At 68.0% G+C, this 16,518-nt stretch carries 18 protein-coding genes and 1 pseudogene; 15 read left to right on the plus strand and 4 right to left on the minus strand.

Going from position 1 to position 16,518, the window contains the following annotated elements:
- Positions 1-4: 4 nt before the first annotated feature.
- The 4 genes from mlaD to VEIS_RS11775 are packed head-to-tail and all read left to right on the plus strand — an operon-like array spanning position 5 to position 2,294.
- Complete coding sequence (gene mlaD, locus VEIS_RS11760) at positions 5-475, plus strand: outer membrane lipid asymmetry maintenance protein MlaD (RefSeq protein ID WP_011810148.1); 471 nt, start codon at positions 5-7, stop codon at positions 473-475.
- A complete protein-coding gene (locus VEIS_RS11765; RefSeq protein WP_011810149.1) occupies positions 472-1,317 on the plus strand; it encodes an MlaA family lipoprotein in 846 nt (281 codons plus the stop codon). Before mlaD ends, VEIS_RS11765 begins: the two co-directional genes overlap by 4 nt.
- A gap of 26 nt (positions 1,318-1,343) precedes the next feature.
- Entirely contained in the window at positions 1,344-2,015 is a 672-nt protein-coding gene (locus VEIS_RS11770) for an MlaC/ttg2D family ABC transporter substrate-binding protein (RefSeq protein WP_041950779.1), read from the plus strand.
- A gap of 9 nt (positions 2,016-2,024) precedes the next feature.
- Entirely contained in the window at positions 2,025-2,294 is a 270-nt protein-coding gene (locus VEIS_RS11775) for an STAS domain-containing protein (RefSeq protein ID WP_011810151.1), read from the plus strand.
- Between the two features lie 330 nt (positions 2,295-2,624).
- Here the strand turns inward: VEIS_RS11775 and VEIS_RS28660 are convergent, their stop codons facing one another.
- From VEIS_RS28660 to VEIS_RS11785, 3 genes are read right to left on the minus strand one after another with little or no spacing between them, the layout of a single operon-like run.
- Positions 2,625-2,801: a hypothetical protein gene (locus tag VEIS_RS28660; RefSeq protein ID WP_157048484.1), complete on the minus strand. Its 177-nt coding sequence runs from the start codon at positions 2,799-2,801 to the stop codon at positions 2,625-2,627.
- Positions 2,802-2,822: 21 nt separating this feature from the next.
- Positions 2,823-3,650, minus strand: a complete 828-nt coding sequence (locus VEIS_RS11780; protein WP_011810153.1) for an IclR family transcriptional regulator — start codon at positions 3,648-3,650, stop codon at positions 2,823-2,825.
- Positions 3,634-4,170 (minus strand): flavin reductase family protein, encoded by a 537-nt coding sequence (locus tag VEIS_RS11785; RefSeq protein WP_041949981.1) that lies wholly within the window; start codon positions 4,168-4,170, stop codon positions 3,634-3,636. Before VEIS_RS11785 ends, VEIS_RS11780 begins: the two co-directional genes overlap by 17 nt.
- A 266-nt stretch (positions 4,171-4,436) precedes the next feature.
- Between VEIS_RS11785 and VEIS_RS11790 the strand changes: the two genes are divergently transcribed.
- The 5 genes from VEIS_RS11790 (at position 4,437) to hpaH (ending at position 8,439) form a co-directional block, all read left to right on the plus strand.
- Complete coding sequence (locus VEIS_RS11790; protein ID WP_049774067.1) at positions 4,437-5,348, plus strand: Bug family tripartite tricarboxylate transporter substrate binding protein; 912 nt, start codon at positions 4,437-4,439, stop codon at positions 5,346-5,348.
- A complete protein-coding gene (locus tag VEIS_RS11795) occupies positions 5,345-5,767 on the plus strand; it encodes a RidA family protein (protein ID WP_011810156.1) in 423 nt (140 codons plus the stop codon). The genes VEIS_RS11790 and VEIS_RS11795 overlap by 4 nt, the downstream gene beginning before the upstream one ends.
- Positions 5,768-5,799: 32 nt before the next feature.
- On the plus strand, positions 5,800-6,687 hold the full coding sequence (locus tag VEIS_RS11800; RefSeq protein WP_011810157.1) for an amidohydrolase family protein: 888 nt from the start codon (positions 5,800-5,802) through the stop codon (positions 6,685-6,687).
- The gene (locus VEIS_RS11805) at positions 6,684-7,559 is read left to right on the plus strand and encodes a fumarylacetoacetate hydrolase family protein (protein ID WP_011810158.1); all 876 of its coding nucleotides are present in this window, start codon (positions 6,684-6,686) and stop codon (positions 7,557-7,559) included. The genes VEIS_RS11800 and VEIS_RS11805 overlap by 4 nt, the downstream gene beginning before the upstream one ends.
- A gap of 67 nt (positions 7,560-7,626) precedes the next feature.
- Positions 7,627-8,439 (plus strand): 2-oxo-hept-4-ene-1,7-dioate hydratase, encoded by an 813-nt coding sequence (gene hpaH / locus VEIS_RS11810; protein ID WP_011810159.1) that lies wholly within the window; start codon positions 7,627-7,629, stop codon positions 8,437-8,439.
- 188 nt (positions 8,440-8,627) lie between these two features.
- Here the strand turns inward: hpaH and VEIS_RS26085 are convergent, their stop codons facing one another.
- Positions 8,628-8,780, minus strand: coding sequence for a hypothetical protein (locus VEIS_RS26085; protein ID WP_157048417.1), 153 nt, complete (start codon positions 8,778-8,780; stop codon positions 8,628-8,630).
- A 301-nt stretch (positions 8,781-9,081) separates the two neighbouring features.
- Between VEIS_RS26085 and VEIS_RS11815 the strand changes: the two genes are divergently transcribed.
- The 6 genes and pseudogenes from VEIS_RS11815 to VEIS_RS11835 all read left to right on the plus strand — a co-directional run bounded on the left by VEIS_RS11815 (position 9,082) and on the right by VEIS_RS11835 (position 16,373).
- Positions 9,082-9,603 (plus strand): hypothetical protein, encoded by a 522-nt coding sequence (locus tag VEIS_RS11815; protein WP_011810161.1) that lies wholly within the window; start codon positions 9,082-9,084, stop codon positions 9,601-9,603.
- Positions 9,600-11,213, plus strand: coding sequence for an acyl-CoA carboxylase subunit beta (locus VEIS_RS11820; RefSeq protein WP_011810162.1), 1,614 nt, complete (start codon positions 9,600-9,602; stop codon positions 11,211-11,213). Before VEIS_RS11815 ends, VEIS_RS11820 begins: the two co-directional genes overlap by 4 nt.
- 24 nt (positions 11,214-11,237) lie before the next feature.
- Positions 11,238-12,395 carry an acyl-CoA dehydrogenase family protein gene (locus VEIS_RS11825; RefSeq protein WP_011810163.1) on the plus strand — a complete coding sequence of 386 codons (1,158 nt, stop codon included), beginning with the start codon at positions 11,238-11,240 and terminating at the stop codon, positions 12,393-12,395.
- Between the two features lie 32 nt (positions 12,396-12,427).
- Positions 12,428-14,422, plus strand: coding sequence for an acetyl-CoA carboxylase biotin carboxylase subunit (locus VEIS_RS11830; protein ID WP_041949982.1), 1,995 nt, complete (start codon positions 12,428-12,430; stop codon positions 14,420-14,422).
- On the plus strand, positions 14,419-14,547 hold the full coding sequence (locus VEIS_RS30515; protein ID WP_232287904.1) for a DUF1446 domain-containing protein: 129 nt from the start codon (positions 14,419-14,421) through the stop codon (positions 14,545-14,547). The genes VEIS_RS11830 and VEIS_RS30515 overlap by 4 nt, the downstream gene beginning before the upstream one ends.
- A gap of 105 nt (positions 14,548-14,652) precedes the next feature.
- A pseudogene (locus VEIS_RS11835) lies at positions 14,653-16,373 on the plus strand (acyclic terpene utilization AtuA family protein).
- The last annotated feature ends 145 nt before the right edge of the window (positions 16,374-16,518 follow it).

Consider the following 16,518-nt stretch of genomic DNA (forward strand, 5'->3'; position numbering starts at 1 on the left):
ACAAATGCAACGCTCGAAAAATGATCTGTGGGTAGGCCTGTTCGTACTTCTGGGGGTGCTGGCGCTGGTATTTCTGGCGCTGCAATCGGCCAATTTGCTGAGCCTGCAATGGCAATCGGGCTACCGCATCACGGCCCGCTTCGACAACATCGGCGGGCTCAAGCCCCAGGCGGCAGTGCGCAGCGCCGGTGTGCTGGTCGGGCGCGTGCAAGACATTGCCTTCGATGACAAAAGCTACCAGGCCCGGGTCACGCTGGAAATGCAAAAGCGCTACATGTTCCCCAAGGACAGCTCGCTGAAAATCCTCACCAGCGGCCTGCTCGGCGAGCAATACATCGGCATCGAAGCCGGGGCGCACGAGCAGAACCTGGCGGCAGGCGACACGGTCACCGCAACCCAGTCCGCCGTGGTGCTGGAAAACCTGATCGGACAATTTCTTTACGGCAAAGCCGCTGGAACGGGCGACAAAAAATGACGCACTCAAACCTCGCGGCACATGGGGGTTGCACAGCACGGCAGACCGCGCTGTCAGATGCCTTGCGGCAGACCGTGCCGTCCGGCGCCCCACGGTGGACGGCGCTGCCCGGCATATCCCGCTGGGTCGTGCTGCTCGGCGCAGCAGTGCTGGCCGGCTGCGCCACCGTTGCCCAGCCGGACCCGCGCGATCCGCTGCAGGGCTACAACCGCAGCATGGCCCAGTTCAACGAGCATCTCGATACGATGGTCCTCAAGCCGGTGGCAACGGCCTACCGCGAGGTCACGCCGGCGCCGGTGCGCACCGGCGTGAGCAACTTCTTTGCAAACATCGGCGACATCTGGTCGTTCGTGAACAACCTGCTGCAACTGCGCGGCGAGGCAGCGGCAGCCAGTTTCATGCGGGTCAATGTGAACACCTTCCTGGGCCTGGGCGGGCTGCTGGACATTGCCAGCGAACTGAACATCGAGCGCCACAAGCAGGACTTTGGCCTGACGCTGGGGCATTGGGGCGTGGGTACGGGGCCGTATCTGGTGCTGCCGCTTCTGGGGCCGTCGACGCTGCGCGACAGCCTGGCGCTGTCGGTGGACATCAGGGGCAATGCGCTGCACCACCTGGAGTCGGCCTCGGCGCGCCAATCGCTGTACCTGCTGCGCACGGTGGAAATGCGCGCCAACCTGTTGCGCGCGGGCGCCGTGCTCGACAGCGCCGCGCTCGACAAGTACAGTTTCACGCGCGATGTGTTCCTGCAGGTGCGCGGCCAAGCCGCCGAGGCCAACGGCATGGATGACGAGGACGCCGACAACCCATCCAGCGAGGGCATGTTGCCCGAAGAGCCTTGAAGGCCAAAACCATGAGACCCGTGACCATGATGAACCGACGTTTCCCGGGGCCTGTGGCTCTTGGCCTGACCCTTTCCTGGGTCTTTTCCTGGGCCCTTTTCTGGGCTCTTTTCCTGCCATTGCCGGCCCGGGCCGCCGATGAAGCGCCCGATGCGTTGATCCGGCGCCTGTCCACCACGGTGCTCGATGCGGTAAAGGCCGACCAGGCGATACGCAGCGGTAATCTGGAGCCGCTGATTGCGCTGGTCAACAAGACCGTGATGCCCCATGTCAACTTCCGCCGCATGACGGCTGCCGCAGTAGGCCCCGGCTGGCGCCAGGCCACGCCCGGGCAGCAAAAGCGGCTGCAGGAAGAATTCAAGCTCTTGCTGGTGCGCACCTACGCGGGCGCGCTGGCGCATATCAGTGAGCAGACCATACAGGTCAAGCCGCTGCGCGCAGCGGCCAGCGACAAAGATGTGCTGGTGCGCACCGAGATCGTTGGCCGGGGCGATCCGATACAGCTGGACTACCGCCTGGAAAAAACCCCTGGCGACGGCGCCGGCTGGAAGGTCTACAACCTGAACGTGCTCGGCGTCTGGCTGGTGGAAACCTACCGGGGCCAGTTCGCGCAGCAGATCAACGCCAAGGGCGTGGACGGTCTGATCGACACGCTGGCCGCGCGCAACAAGGCCAATGCCGCCGCCAAGGGCGAATGATCCCGCGCCATGCTGGCATTGCCCCCCGAACTCACCCAGCGCCAGGCCACGGCCTGCCTGCGCCTGCTGCTGCAAGGGCTGAAGGCGCAGCCAGAGCGCGCCGTGCGGGTCGATGCCAAGGCCCTGACGCGGTTTGACAGCACGGCCCTGGCGGTGCTGCTCGAATGCCGGCGCGCAGCGCTGTCCGAAGGCAGGGGCTTTGCGGTGCAAGACCTGCCGCTGGCGCTGGCGGGCATGGCGCGGCTTTACGGCGTGGATGGGTTGCTCACGGGCGGGTAGTTGCCGCTGCTCCGCCTTGCAGATACGCCAAGCCCCGGCGCGTGCGCCATATGGCGGGAACATGGCGGGACATGGCGGAAACATGACGGGAAAGTGGCCGCGCAAATCCGAACAGCGCGATCGGGTGGCAATCCCGGGCGTGTGGCGGGGCCGAGGAAGGTCTGGCCCCAAGAGTTTTCGATGCCCAACAAGTCAGCGCACCGCACGCGGTGTACCCACAGCCTGGCGTTCAAGACGCAGGCAGACCCTGGCCACCTTGCGCGGCGATCGCACGATGGCCGATGTGTGCAAGGGGTCCGGTCTGCACGCCGGCTAGTGTCGCGTCACCGATCAGATGTCGTAGGCTGCGCGCAGCCATCGGAGCGCAGCGCAAGGCGCATCGCTTGCCAATACCGAGCGTATTGGCAAGCGATGCAACGCCGCGATGCGCTTCGATGGCCAGCGCGGACCGACAGATGATCGGTGACGCGACACTAGGTCATCGAACGCAAACGCCAGTGGCGCCATCGCGGTTTTGGCTCTGCCGGCTCAGGGCTCCCCATGCCCGTTCCCTCGATGGCCGTTCTTGCGGCGTGCGAGTTCGGCCACCTGCACGGCGATCTGCTCGGCTTGCTCTTTCATCTGTGCGACCACCACGGGCACGCGCTCAGCCGGCAGTCGCTCGGTGATGGTCGCGCTGGCCAGCCCGGCGACGGTGCGGCCGTCCGCCATGCGCACCGGCACGGCCACCGCGCGCGAGCCGGGCACCACGCCGACCGGCGCGTAGGCATATCCCTGCGCGCGCGTGCGCAGCGCGCGTTCGAGCAGTTCGGCCGGATCGATGTGCAGCGCCTGCAGCCGACGCGCATTGCGCCGCACCACCTCCGCTGCTTCTTCGGGCTGCAGTGAGGCGAGCAGTACCAGGCCACTCACGCCCACGCCAAGCGGGCGCCGCGCGCCGATCTCGATCGACAACACCTTCACCGAAAAGCTGCCCGGGCGGCGGTCGATGCATACCGAATCGACCCCGTTGCGGATGGTCAGGAAGGTGGTGTCGCCGAGGCTCTCGCTCAGGTGGCGCAGGTGCGGCTCGGCGATGGCGCGGATCGGAAAGCGTGCCGAGCGCGCCAGCCCCAGCAGGGAGACTTCGCCGCCGATCAGGTAGCGGCGCGTGGCCAGGTCCTGCTCGACCGCGCTTTCTTCCACCAGCACGCGCAGGATGCGGTGCACCGTCGGGCGGTTCAGGCCCGTATGGGCCGCGACATCGGTCAGGCGCACGCCGCGCTCCTGGCCGGTGGCGAGCACGCGCAGCACGGCCAGCGCGCGGCGCACGCTTTGCGCGCCGGCGGTGGCGGCGTCCTTATCCGTCGCAGCCATTCATCACCGCCTGGGGCGTTTGCGGCATGCCGCGCAGCGTGACGATCTCGCCCAGCGCCGTGTAGTTCGGCCCGCCGTGCGGCAGACCGGATTCAGCGTGCGCCAGGCCGTCGCGCAAGTGGAAGGCCATGACCGCGCCGACGATGAACTCGGCGCCAGTCTGGCCGAAGGCGCTCACGCGCTCGAGCCTGCATTCCATGCTCAGCGGCGCATCGGCCAGGCGCGGCACGCGCACTGTGCGGCAAGGCCGTGTGCCGAGGCCGAGCAGTTCGGTCTCGCGCACGCCGGACGCATGCCCGGCGCTGCTGTCGTGGATGGCGCGCATCTGCGGGGCATCGCCGATGTTCACGCCCGGCAGCGGTGGTTTGTTCGACACGAAGGTGACGCAGGAGAACGGGGCGAGGTGGATCACACCGTCTGCGGACACCGTGGTGATCCAGGCGATCGGGCGCGGCACGACGCTGCCGCTCGACAGGCGGTAGCTGGCTTCGGGCGACAGGGCGCCGGCATCGAGAAACATGGGAGTGCCTACCGTGGTGGCGGAGCCTCGATTGTCGGCAGCGCTGCGGCGGTGCTGAACGGACACTTCCCGCAATCGTCCACCATATGGAACAGGCGGGATTTATTGCTTTGCAGCATTCGATGCGTGCTCCTTAGAGTGGACGGGTCGCCGATCAAACCGCAGCCCATTTGCGGTGCCGGCGCCGGAGCAGGAGAGTCGCTGTGAGCAATGCCGTCGCCCCTTTTGCCGTCGCTGCGTGCGTGGCGCTTGCCGCATGGCCCGCCATGGCGCAGGACCACTGGCCCGACAAGCCTGTCAAGCTCGTATTGCCCTACCCGCCGGGTGGCAACGTCGATGGCGCTGCGCGCATCATCGCCGAGCAGTTGCAGGCTGTGTTCATGCAGCCTTTCATCATCGACAACCGGCCCGGTGCCGGCGGCATGATCGCCGGCGCGGCGGTTGCCACGTCCGTGCCTGACGGCTACACCTTCTTCATGGGCGCGAACGGGCCGATCCTGTTCGCGCCAACCGTTTTCAAGCGCAACGTCTACGACTGGAAGAAGGACTTCGCGCCGGTCAGTTCCGTGTCATTCACGCCGCTGGTGTTGCAGGTGCATCCGTCCACGCCATACAAAACCGTGGCAGACCTGTTCGCCGAGGGCAAGAAGCCCGGCAACACGCTGACCATGGCCTCGCCCGGCGCCGGCACGCAAAACCACTTGGTCAGCGAGTATCTGCAGCGCGCAAGCGGTGCCCGCTGGACCACGGTGCACTACAAGGGCAACGCGCCCGCCACCACGGACCTGCTGGGCGGCCAGGTGCAGTTCAACTTCGACCAGATATCGGTGGCCGGCCCCTTCATCGCGCAGGGCCGCAGCCGCGCGCTGGCCGTGACATCGCCCAAGCGCCTGCCGCAATGGCCCGATGTGCCGACGCTTCAGGAAGCCGGTTTCAAGGACTTCAGCCCCGAGACTTTCACCGGCATCCTGGCGCCGCGCGCCACACCGCCGGCGATCGTTGAGCGCTTGTCGCAGGCGCTGCAGAAAATCCTCGCCGACAAGGCCGTGCAGGCCAGGTTCGAGACGCTTGGCGCGCAGGCCCGCGGCAGTTCACCCGGGCAGTTCACCGAGTTTCTGACGCAGGAAGACGCGCGGTGGATGCCGGTCATCGAGCAAGCCAACATCCACGCCGAATGAACACCGTCACCACGACCCTCGGGCGCGCCGCGCCCGCCGCGCGCACCAGCGTGTACGTCGCCGGCTTTGGCCACAAGAACCCGATCCCGGCGGGCTGCCGCGTCGGCCCGCTGCTGGAAAGCGGCAGCATCCAGGGCAACGACCCCGCCACCGGCCGGCCGGCCGAGACCATCGAGGCACAGTGCCGCTTCATGCTCGACAACGTGCGCCGCATCGTCGAGGCGGCCGGCGGCGGCACGCAGGACATCGTGAAAATCACCGTCTGGATGAAGGATCGACGCCAGCGCCCGGCGCTCAACGTGCCGTGGCTCGAGATGTTCCCCGATGCCGCAGCGCGGCCCGCGCGCCACGCGATCATCGCGCCCGAGCTCGACATGGGCCGGCTGATCGAGTGCAGCTTCACGGCCTGGATCGCCTGATTCGACGTTTCTCCGACCGCCCCACGACCCCCATGCCCGACTACCTTGCCTTCGACCCCCATCCGCGAGCGCCGGTGCCGCTGCCGCCCGCGCTCGCGTGCGACAGCCAGTTCCATGTGTTCGGCCCGCGCGAGCAGTACCCCGTGCGCCCCGACGCCGCCTACGAAATGCCGAGCGCCACCTGGCAGGTGGCGCAAAAGCTCCACGCCACGCTCGGCATCGGGCGCGGCGTGATCGTCCAGGCCACCACCTATGGCGCCGACCACGCAGTGGTGCTCGATGCGCTGGAGGGCCTGAACGCCGGCGGCCCGCGCCGCTACATGGCCTGCGCCAACGCCGTGGTGCTGACAGAGCGCGACGACGCCTATATCCAGAAACTGCACGACGCCGGCGTGCGCGGCGCGCGCTTGACGCGTGGCAGCCTGGGCATCCGCCTGAGCGCGGCCGGGCAGGAACGCATCTTCGCCCGCGTCAAGGAGCTCGGCTGGTACCTGAAGGTGCAGCCCGAGCCGACCGGCATCGCCGGGCAACTCCCGGCCATCGAGTCCCTGGACATGCCGGTGCTGATCGACCACATGGGCCGCGCCGACCCGGCGCGCGGCGCTGCCGACCCGAGCCTGGCGCGCATCCTGGAACTGTTCGGGCGCGGCAACTTCTGGGTGATGCTGTCGCTGTCCGAGAAGCTCTCGAAGATCGGCGCGCCGTGGGACGACGTGGTGCCGCTCGCGCAGCGCCTGATCGACATCGCGCCCGACCGTTGCGTGTGGGCCAGCGACTGGCCGCACCCGGTATCGGTCCAACAGCCGCCCAACGAGGGCGCATTGCTCGAACTGCTCTATCGCTTCGCCCCCGACGCCGCCACGCGGCAGAAGATCCTTGTCGACAACCCCGCCCGCCTCTTTGGATTCGACAGCGCATGAAACTCATCAGCTACCTCCACGGCGGGGCCTCGCACTGGGGCTGCGTCATCGGCGACGGCGTCGTCGATCTCGGCCGCCGCCTGCCGGCCTGCGCGTGCGTCGCGGCATTGCTCGAAGGCGGCGACGCCGCGCTCGCGCAGGCGCGCCAGGCCGCAGAGGGCGCCGCGCCCGACCATGCGCTGGCCGATGTGCGGTTCCAGACGCCCATCGCGCGGCCACGCCGCGTGTTCTGCATCGGCGTGAACTACGCGCACCGCAACGCCGAATACAAGGACGGCAGCGATTCGCCCAAGTACCCGAGCATCTTCATGCGCGTGGCCGAGTCCTTCGTCGGCCACGGCGAGCCGTTGCAGCAGCCGCTCGAATCGACACAGCTCGACTACGAGGGCGAGATCGCCATCGTCATCGGCCAGCGCGCGCGCCGCGTGCAGGCAGACGACGCGCTGGCCTGCATCGCCGGAATCACCTGCATGAACGAAGGCACCGTCCGCGACTGGACGCACCACGCCAAGTTCAACGTGACGCAGGGCAAGAACTGGAATGCGTCCGGCGCCATCGGCCCGTGGATCGTCACGGCCGACGAATTTCCGCAGGGCTATGGCGCGCTGCGCGTGCGCACGCATGTCAATGGCGAACTGCGGCAGGACGACAGCAGCGCGAACCTGATGTTCGGCTTCGCCTGCCTCGTCAACTACCTCTCGACCTTCACCACGCTGGCGCCGGGCGACATCATCGCCACCGGCACGCCGATCGGCGCGGGCATCCGCTTCGATCCGCCGAAGTTCCTGCGGCCGGGCGATGTGGTCGAGATCGAAGTCAGCGGCGTGGGCGTGCTGCGCAACGTCGTGAAGGCCGAAGAGGTGGCGCCATGAAACGACATCCTGTGTTAGCCCGGTGTTTTTGCTTGCCTGCGGCCTCGACCGGCAGGAGGGTAGTCCGGTGAGCCTGGACCAGAACACCCTCGCCCAGGCCGCCGAGCGGTTGCAGCAGGCGCAGCGCACGCGCCTGGCCTGCCGCCAGTTCTCGCTCGACTACCCGGAGATGACGATCGACGACGCCTACGCGATCCAGCACGCCTGGATGCAGCTCGAGCTGCGCAATGGCCGCACGATAAAAGGCCACAAGATTGGCCTCACGTCGAAGGCGATGCAGCGCGCGGTGAACATCGCCGAGCCGGACTACGGCACGCTGCTGGACGACATGTTCTACCGCGACGGCGCGGTGATCGAGTCGGAGCGCTTCCTGCAGTTGAAGATCGAGGCCGAACTGGCCTTCGTGCTCGCCAAGCCGCTGGCTGGCCCCGACTGCACGCTGTTCGACGTGCTCGACGCCACCGCGTACATCACGCCCGCGCTGGAGATCCTCGACGCGCGCATCGAGCGCATCGACCCGCAAACCAGGCGCATGCGCACCGTGCTCGACACCATCTCCGATAACGCGGCCAACGCCGCCTTGGTGCTGGGGGGACGCCCGTTCAGGCCGGCGGTGTCGGACGCCGACATGCGACGCATCGGCGCCATCGTCAGCCGCAACGGCGAGGTCGAAGAAACCGGCCTGGCCGCCGGGGTGCTCAATCACCCCGGCTATGGCGTGGCGTGGCTCGCCAATCGGCTGCATCGTTTTGGCGTGACCTTGCAGCCCAGGCAGGTCATCCTGGCGGGCTCGTTCATCCGGCCCATCGAGGTTGTCAAGGGCGATACGGTGGTGGCCGACTACGGCGAGTTCGGCACCGTTTCTTGCCACTTCGGATGAACGACGCGCATGTCCTCCCCCCTCATTTCCGGCGCGCACCCGGGCCGGGGGAATCACTTGGCGCGGTGCGGCCAAGAGCACCGGCGCGAGCGCGTTGCGGGTCTCGGGGTGGTTGACGGTGGCGGCCAGGGCAAGGACTTGGTCGACGCACATCGCACACGGCGCGTAGCGCCGACCCTGGTGTCGCGTCACCGATCAGATGTCGTAGGCTGCGCGCAGCCATCGGAGCGCAGCGCAAGGCGCATCGCGCAGCCCATACCGAGCTGTATTGGCAAGCGATGCAACGCCGCGATGCGCTTCGATGGCCAGCGCAGACCGACAGATGATCGGTGACGCGACACTAGGTGTGCAGCCGATTTTCCGCCGTGATCGCCCGCCACGCGGCGCCAGCCCTTGGGGGGCATCGGGGCAGGGCAGGGCCAACGAGTCCATCGGCGTCACCGTCCCCACCGGCACGAAATCGGTGCGCTCATCGTGCAAGAACCGGCATCCCGATCCACGGGCTGATCCATGGGCTGATCTGCTGCGCGCGGCGTGCATGGGTCCACATCGTGGACAAATGCGCACAAACCGATTGCGATGGCCGGGGGTTTCTTCTGAAATCACCCGACTGGTACCGGCAGAACGCTTTTGGAGACATCGATGACGGCATCGTTGCATCGGCTGGAGGTCGTGCTCGACCTGTCCTCCATGGCCATCGTGCACGCCGCAGGCTACGCGGAAGTCGGCGGCGCGGGCTATGCCGAGGGCCTGCGCGACGGCCACGAGTTCATCGGGGCGGCCACGTGCCTGCGACGGGCCGGCAGGCCGCTGATCTTGCCCAAGGCCGGCGAAAGCGACTGCGGTTCCGAGGTGACGCAGTCGCACACCGCAGCGCTTGCGGGCAACCGCGTCATCTGCCGTGCGGCGTTTGCCCAACTTGGCGTGGTGCAGGCGCGGCACACGGTGCGCATGTACCGCCTGATGCAGGGCTTTCGCGGCAAGCCTGCGGCTGACGTGCAAGCGGCGGCGCCAGCCATTGCCTGCGTGCCCAGTGCCGCCATGGCGCTCGGCCCGGCACTCACCGGGCTGGAAATCAATCCCTTGCCGGCCAGGCCGCAGGGCCAAGGCGTGATCGCCCTGGATGCCCTGCTGCGGACCACGGCCGACGAGACCGCGCCATGACACCCATCGAATCCCGAATCGACACCGCACAGGCCGCCTACGCCGAGCAGCGCCAGGGCATGCTGGCCCTGATCGAGCGCCTGCGGCAGTTGGAGCAGCGAACCCGGGACGCCTCGGCCAAGGCCAAGGCAGCCTTCGACAAGCGCGGCGCACTGCTGCCGAGGGAGCGCGTGGCGCGGCTGCTCGATCCTGGCGCCCCCTTCCTGGAGCTCGGCAACATGGCCGGCTACTGCGCCGAAGGAGAAACGCCGGAGACATCGGTGCCCGGCGGTGGGCAGATCACCGGCATCGGTTTCGTGTGCGGCGTGCGCTGCATGGTGGCCGCCTCCGATTCGGCCATCGCTGCCGGCGCTTACGTGGACGCCGGCAGCAAGAAACTGCTGCGCGCGCAGGAGATCGCGCTGGAAAACCGGCTGCCCTTCATTCACCTGGTGGAGTCCGCCGGCGCCAATCTGCGCACCTACCGGGTCGAGCGCTTCATCCGCGGCGGCGGCCTGTTCTACAACCTGGCGCGCCTGTCCGCCGCCGGCCTGCCCGTCATCACCGTCGTGCACGGCCCATCGACCGCCGGCGGCGCCTACATGCCGGGTCTGTCGGACTATGTGGTGATGGTGCGCCGACGCGCACGCGCCTTCCTCGCCGGCCCGCCGCTGCTCCTGGCGGCCACCGGAGAAATCGCCACCGACGAGGAACTCGGCGGTGCCGACATGCATGCCCGGACCAGCGGCCTGGCCGAGTATGTCGGCGAGGACGACGCGCACGCGATTGCCATCGCACGCGACATCGTCGCCGCGCTCGACTGGGCTGCTCCTGCGCCGGCACGGGCGGGCAAGCCGCCGGTGCTGGACCCGGACGAACTGGCCGGCGTGATGCCGTTGGACGTGAAAAAGCCGGTCGACATGCAGCAGGTGATCGCCCGCATCGTCGACGAATCGGCCTGGCTCGCGTTCAAGCCCGATTACGGCGTATCGACGCTGTGCGGGCATGCCCGCATCGAGGGGCATGGGGTCGGCCTCATCAGCAACAACGGCCCCATCGACCCGGCCGGTGCCACCAAGGCGGCGCAGTTCATCCAGTTGTGCAACCAGTCGGCCACGCCGATCGTCTTCATGCAGAACACCACCGGATTCATCGTCGGGCGCATGTCCGAGGAGGCCGGGATGATCAAGCACGGCGCCAAGATGATCCAGGCGCTGTCCAACTCGCGCGTGCCGCATGTCACCTTGTATTGCGGCGCCTCTTTCGGTGCCGGCAACTACGGCATGTGCGGCCAGGCGTTCCGGCCGTGCATGAGCTTTTCCTGGCCCAACGCCAAAACCGCCGTCATGGGCGGCGAGCAGGCCGCCATGACCATGGACATCGTGGCGCGGCAACAGGCCGGGCGCAGCGGCAAACCGGTCGACGAGGAGGCGCTGGCGCGCCAGAGGGCGCAGATCATCGCCAACTTCGAGCGCCAAGCCAGCGCCTTCATCACCAGCGGCCTGATGTTGGACGACGCAATCATCGACCCGCGCAGCACCCGCGCGGTGCTCGGTTTCGTGCTGGCCATGGCGCGAGAGGCCCCATTGCGCCGGGGCCACCCCGTGCAGTTCGGCGTGGCCCGCTTCTGATGCCCCCTTTTCTGGAGCACCACCATGTACACAGCAGAACACCACAGCATCATGCAAAGCATCCGCCGCTTCCTGGCCAGCGAGGTGGACCCGTTCGTCGACGAATGGGAGGCGGCGGAAATCTTCCCGGCCCACGAACTGTTCAAGAAGATGGGCCGCCTCGGCTTTTTGGGCATCACCAAGCCCACCGAGTACGGCGGCCTGGGCCTGGACTTCTCCTACGCGGTTGCTGCCGGCGAGGCGATGGGCTATGTGCGCGCCCAGGGCGTGAGCATGGCAGCGGGCGTGCAAACCGACATGGCCACGCCGGCGCTGGCGGCCTTCGGCTCCGACGAGCTCAAACGCGAGTTTCTGGCCCCGGCCATCGCCGGCGACGTGGTGGTCTGCATTGGCGTGTCGGAGCAGGGCGCGGGCTCGGACGTGGCCTCGCTGCAAACCCATGCGCGCCGCGACGGCGGCGACTACCTGATCTCCGGCGCCAAGATGTGGATCACCAACGGCACCCAGGCCGACTGGATCTGCCTGCTGTGCAACACCTCCGATGGCCCGATGCACAAGAACAAGTCGTTGATCATCGTGCCGCTCAAGGACAAAGGCCAACGCGCCAAGGGCGTGGCGGTGCAAAAGATCAGGAAGTTCGGCATGTGGTGCTCGGACACGGCACAAATCTTCTTCGACGAGGTGCGTGTTCCGGTGCGCCATCGCATCGGCGCAGAAGGCATGGGCTTCATTTACCAGATGAAGCAATTCCAGGAGGAACGCCTGGGCGCGGCGGCGCGCCGCCTGGCCGCCATCCAACTCATCGACGAGACCGCCGACTACCTGCGCCAACGCATCGCCTTCGGCAAACCGCTGCTGGACAACCAGTTCATCCAGTTCAAACTGGCCGAGCTCAAGACGGAACTGGAGGCCCTGCGGGGACTGGTCTACATGGCCACGCAGACCTACGTCAGCGGCGGCGATGTCGTGGAACTGGCCTCGATGGCCAAGCTCAAAGCCGGTCGCCTGTCACGCGAGATCGCCCAATGGTGCATGCAGTTCCAGGGCGGCATGGGCTACACCTGGGACAATCCGGTCTCACGCGCCTACCGCGACTTTCGCCTGTGCTCCATCGGCGGCGGCGCCGACGAAGTCATGATGCAGGTGATCGCCAAGCAGATGGGCCTGACGGGTTCGCGCTGATGTCCAGGGACGCCGCCTCGGGGAGCATCCGGATGACCGGACAGGCCCGCCCCTTCAACACCCTGCTCGTCGCCAACCGGGGCGAGATCGCCATCCGCATCATGCGAACGGCGCGCCGGCTCGGCTTGCGCACCGTGGCCATCTACTCCGAAGCCGATCGCGCCAGCCTGCATGCCGTGCAGGCTGACACGGCGGTTTGCGTGGGGCCGGCCGCGCCGCGTGAATCCTATCTGAACATCGAGGCCATCTTGCAGGCCGCCCGCCGCACCGGCGCGGACGCCATCCACCCCGGCTATGGCTTCCTGGCCGAAAACGGGGACTTTGCCGCCGCCGTCACCGGCGCCGGGCTGGTCTTCGTCGGGCCGCCTGCCGAGGCGATTCGCGCCATGGGCAACAAGGCCGAGGCCAAGCGCCTGATGCGGGCCGCAGGCATGCCCTGTGTGCCGGGCTACCAGGGCCTGGACCAGGGCGACCCGGCCCTGCAGGCGGCTGCGTCCGGCATCGGCTTTCCGGTCATGGTCAAAGCCGCCGCCGGTGGCGGCGGGCGCGGCATGCGGCTGGTGCACGGATCGTCCGACCTGGCCGCCGCGCTCGCCAGCGCACGTTCCGAGGCGTTGGCAGCCTTCGGTTCCGATGAACTGATTCTGGAGCGCGCGCTGCTTGCGCCCCGGCACATCGAGATTCAGGTCTTTGCGGACACCCACGGCCACGTCATTCACCTGGGCGAGCGCGATTGCTCGGTGCAGCGCCGGCACCAAAAGCTCATCGAGGAAGCGCCTTCCCCGGCGGTCGGCCCCGAACTGCGCGCGCGCATGGGCAAGGCCGCCGTCGACGCGGCCAACGCCATCGGCTATGTCGGCGCGGGCACCATGGAGTTTCTGCTCGACCGTTCGGGCGCGTTCTACTTCATGGAGATGAACACGCGGCTGCAGGTCGAGCACGCCGTGACCGAGGCCATCACCGGGCTGGATCTGGTGGAGTGGCAATTGCGTGTGGCCGCAGGCGAGCCGCTGCCTTTGACGCAGGATGAAGTGGCATTCGACGGCCACGCGATCGAGGCGCGCCTGACGGCCGAGGATGTGAGCGCCGGCTTCCTGCCGCAGGGCGGCCCGGTGCTGTGCTGGCGTCCGCCTGCGGACGGACACGATGTGCGCGTGGACCACGGCTTGAGCGAAGGCGCTGTCGTGCCGCCCGACTACGACTCCATGGTGGCCAAACTGGTGGCACATGCGCGAACGCGCGATGAAGCGCGGCGCAAACTGCACCGCGCGCTGCAGGACTGCGTGCTGCTGGGCGTCGCCAGCAACCAGGGCTTCCTGGCCGAATGCCTGGAGCATCCGGCATTTTGCCGTGGCGACGTCGACACCGGATTCATCGCCGAGCACATGGGCGCGGCATTGGCCGGCACCTGCCCCGACAGCACCACGGTGGCCGCCGCCGCGCTTGCTGCTGCCGGCTGGCCGTGGCATGGCGCCACGCGACTGGGCCATGCGGTGGTGCCCGTCGATCTGGAACTGGGCCGCCGGCGCTGGCATGTGCAGTTGCAGGCGGCCGATGACAGCGTGGATGTCACGGTCAGGCAGGAAGCCCAAGTGGACAGCCAAGTGGACAGCGTGCGTCTGGCGCTGGTGCGCAAGCATGGCGACAGCGTCTGGTGGCTCGAAGGCAACGGCCAAATGCAGCGCGTGGTCCAGGCGCGAAACAGCGCCGGCATTCACCTGCACAGCGCGGGCCGCGCCTGGTGCTTCGTGCCCGTCGATCCCCGCCGCGCCCGCGCCCAGGACGGCGGCAGCGGGGCCGTGACCGCGCCGCTGACAGGCCGCATTGCAGCCGTCGGCGTGGCCGTCGGCGACACCGTGCAGGCCGGACAAACGCTGGTCGTGCTCGAAGCCATGAAGATGGAGCACCGCTTGAGCGCGCCATTCGCCGGGCGAATCACCGAGCTCTCGGCCCAGGTGGGCGGCCAGGCCCGCGCGGGCAGCAAGCTGGTCCAGGTGCAGCCCCTCGGCATCGGGGCAGCGGCATGAAGCACCCATGCCACCACTGCCGTGTCCGCATCGGCGGCGCCTGCGGCTTCTGGGGCGACTCGGCGACGGCCACGCCACAGCTGCTGGCCGTGCCAGGCTTGCAATACCTAGTGTCGCGTCACTGATCAGATGTCGTAGGCTGCGCGCAGCCATCGGAGCGCAGCGCAAGGCGCATCGCGCAGCCAATACCGAGCGTATTGGCAAGCGATGCAACGCCGCGATGCGCTTCGATGGCCAGCGCAGACCGACAGATGATCGGTGACGCGACACTAATCTACGACTACCTGGCCGAGACCACCATGTCCATCATGTCGCGGGCACGCAGCAGAAACCCTGCCCTGGGATACGCCACCGACTTCGTCGACGCAGCCATGGCTGCGCATCTGGCCGAAATCCTCCAGCGCGGCATTCGGGTCGTGGCCAACGCCGGCGGACTGAACCCGCAGGCCTGCCGCGACGCATTGCTCGCGGCGGCCGCACGGCAAGGGCTGCGGCCCAAGGTCGCGCTGGTGACGGGCGATGATGTCATGGCCTCGATGCCCGATTGGTGCGCCAAGGGCCTCGATGACATGCACACCGGCGAGCCGGCGTCGCCCCATCTGATGTCGGCCAACGCCTACGTCGGCGCGCAAGGCATCGCCCGCGCGCTGGACTGGGGGGCCGATGTCGTCATCACCGGCCGCTGCGTCGACAGCGCCGTGGTGGTGGGCCCGCTCGTGCACGAATTCGGCTGGTCTTGGGACGACTGGGACCGGCTGGCCAGCGCCACCCTGGCGGGGCATGTGATCGAGTGCGGCGCGCAGGCCACCGGCGGGCTGTTCACTGACTGGCAACTGGTGCAGGGATGGGATTGCATCGGCTATCCGGTGATCGACTGCGCCGACGATGGCAGTTTTGTGCTCTCCAAGCCGCAGGGATCTGGCGGCCTGATCCACCCGGCAGCCGTGGCCGAGCAGATTCTGTACGAAGTGGGCGACCCGGGCGCGTACCTGATGCCTGATGTCACCTGCGATTTCCGGCATGTGCGCACCGAGGCGCTGGACACGGACCATGTATTCGTCAGCGGAGCGCGCGGGCGCCCTCCCGGCATGCACTACAAGTGCAATGGCACATGGCACGACGGCTACCAGATCGCCCTGGCGCTGGCGATTCGCGGCGTGGACGCGCCCCGCAAGGCGCAGCGCACCGCAGACGCATTGCTTGCGCGCACGCGGCGAATGATGTTCGGCAAGGGCTACCCGGACTATGCCGCTACCAGCGTCGAACCCATAGGCTGCGAGGCCCTGTACGGCCCCAACGCCCGCGTGCTTGCCACCCGCGAAGTACTGCTGCGCCTGGCAGCGCGCCACCCCGCAGCCGAGGCTTTGCAGTTTCTGCAGCGGGAATGCGCATCGGCGGGCACCTCGATGGCGGCCGGCACGCGCTCGGCGCTGTTCGGGCGGGCCGATGTGCAGCAGGTGGTGAAAGTCTTTTCCTTCCTTGCGCCCAAGCGCGAGGTGCCGCTGACGGTCAGCATGCAAGGGCGGCAGGAGCGTCTCGATGTCGCGGCGGCGGTGGGCGAAAACCCGCCGGCGCGCGCGTTGGCGCCGCCCCAGCCATGGACTGCCCCTGGCGGCCCGGTGGTCAGCGTGCCGTTGATCACGCTGGCCTGGGCGCGCAGCGGTGACAAGGGCGACGACGAGAACATCGGCGTCATTGCGCGCGAACCCCGCTACCTGCCGCTATTGCGCGCGCAACTCAGCGCCTGCGCGGTGCGCGGCTGGTTCTCGCATCTGCTCGAAGGCGAGGTGGAGCGCTACGAGGTTCCCGGCCTGAACGCGCTGAATTTCGTGCTGCACCAGGCGCTGGGGGCGGTGGTTCTGCCAGCCTGCGCTCTGATCCCCTCGGCAAGAGCTTTGCCCAGATGCTGCTCGACTTCCCGCTGTCGGTGCCCGCAGCCTGGGTGAGCTGAACAGGCCGCGCCCGCTCCCCGGCGGCAACAGCACCACGGGAACCGGCAGCCAGGACAGACCCAGGCATGTCGCATCTTCCAACACGCCATCGTGCCATCCACACCGTGGTCGCCGGCGCACCAGCATTTGGCGCACTTGGTGCCG

It is taken from the genome of Verminephrobacter eiseniae EF01-2, from assembly GCF_000015565.1.
GTDB lineage: Bacteria > Pseudomonadota > Gammaproteobacteria > Burkholderiales > Burkholderiaceae_C > Acidovorax > Acidovorax eiseniae.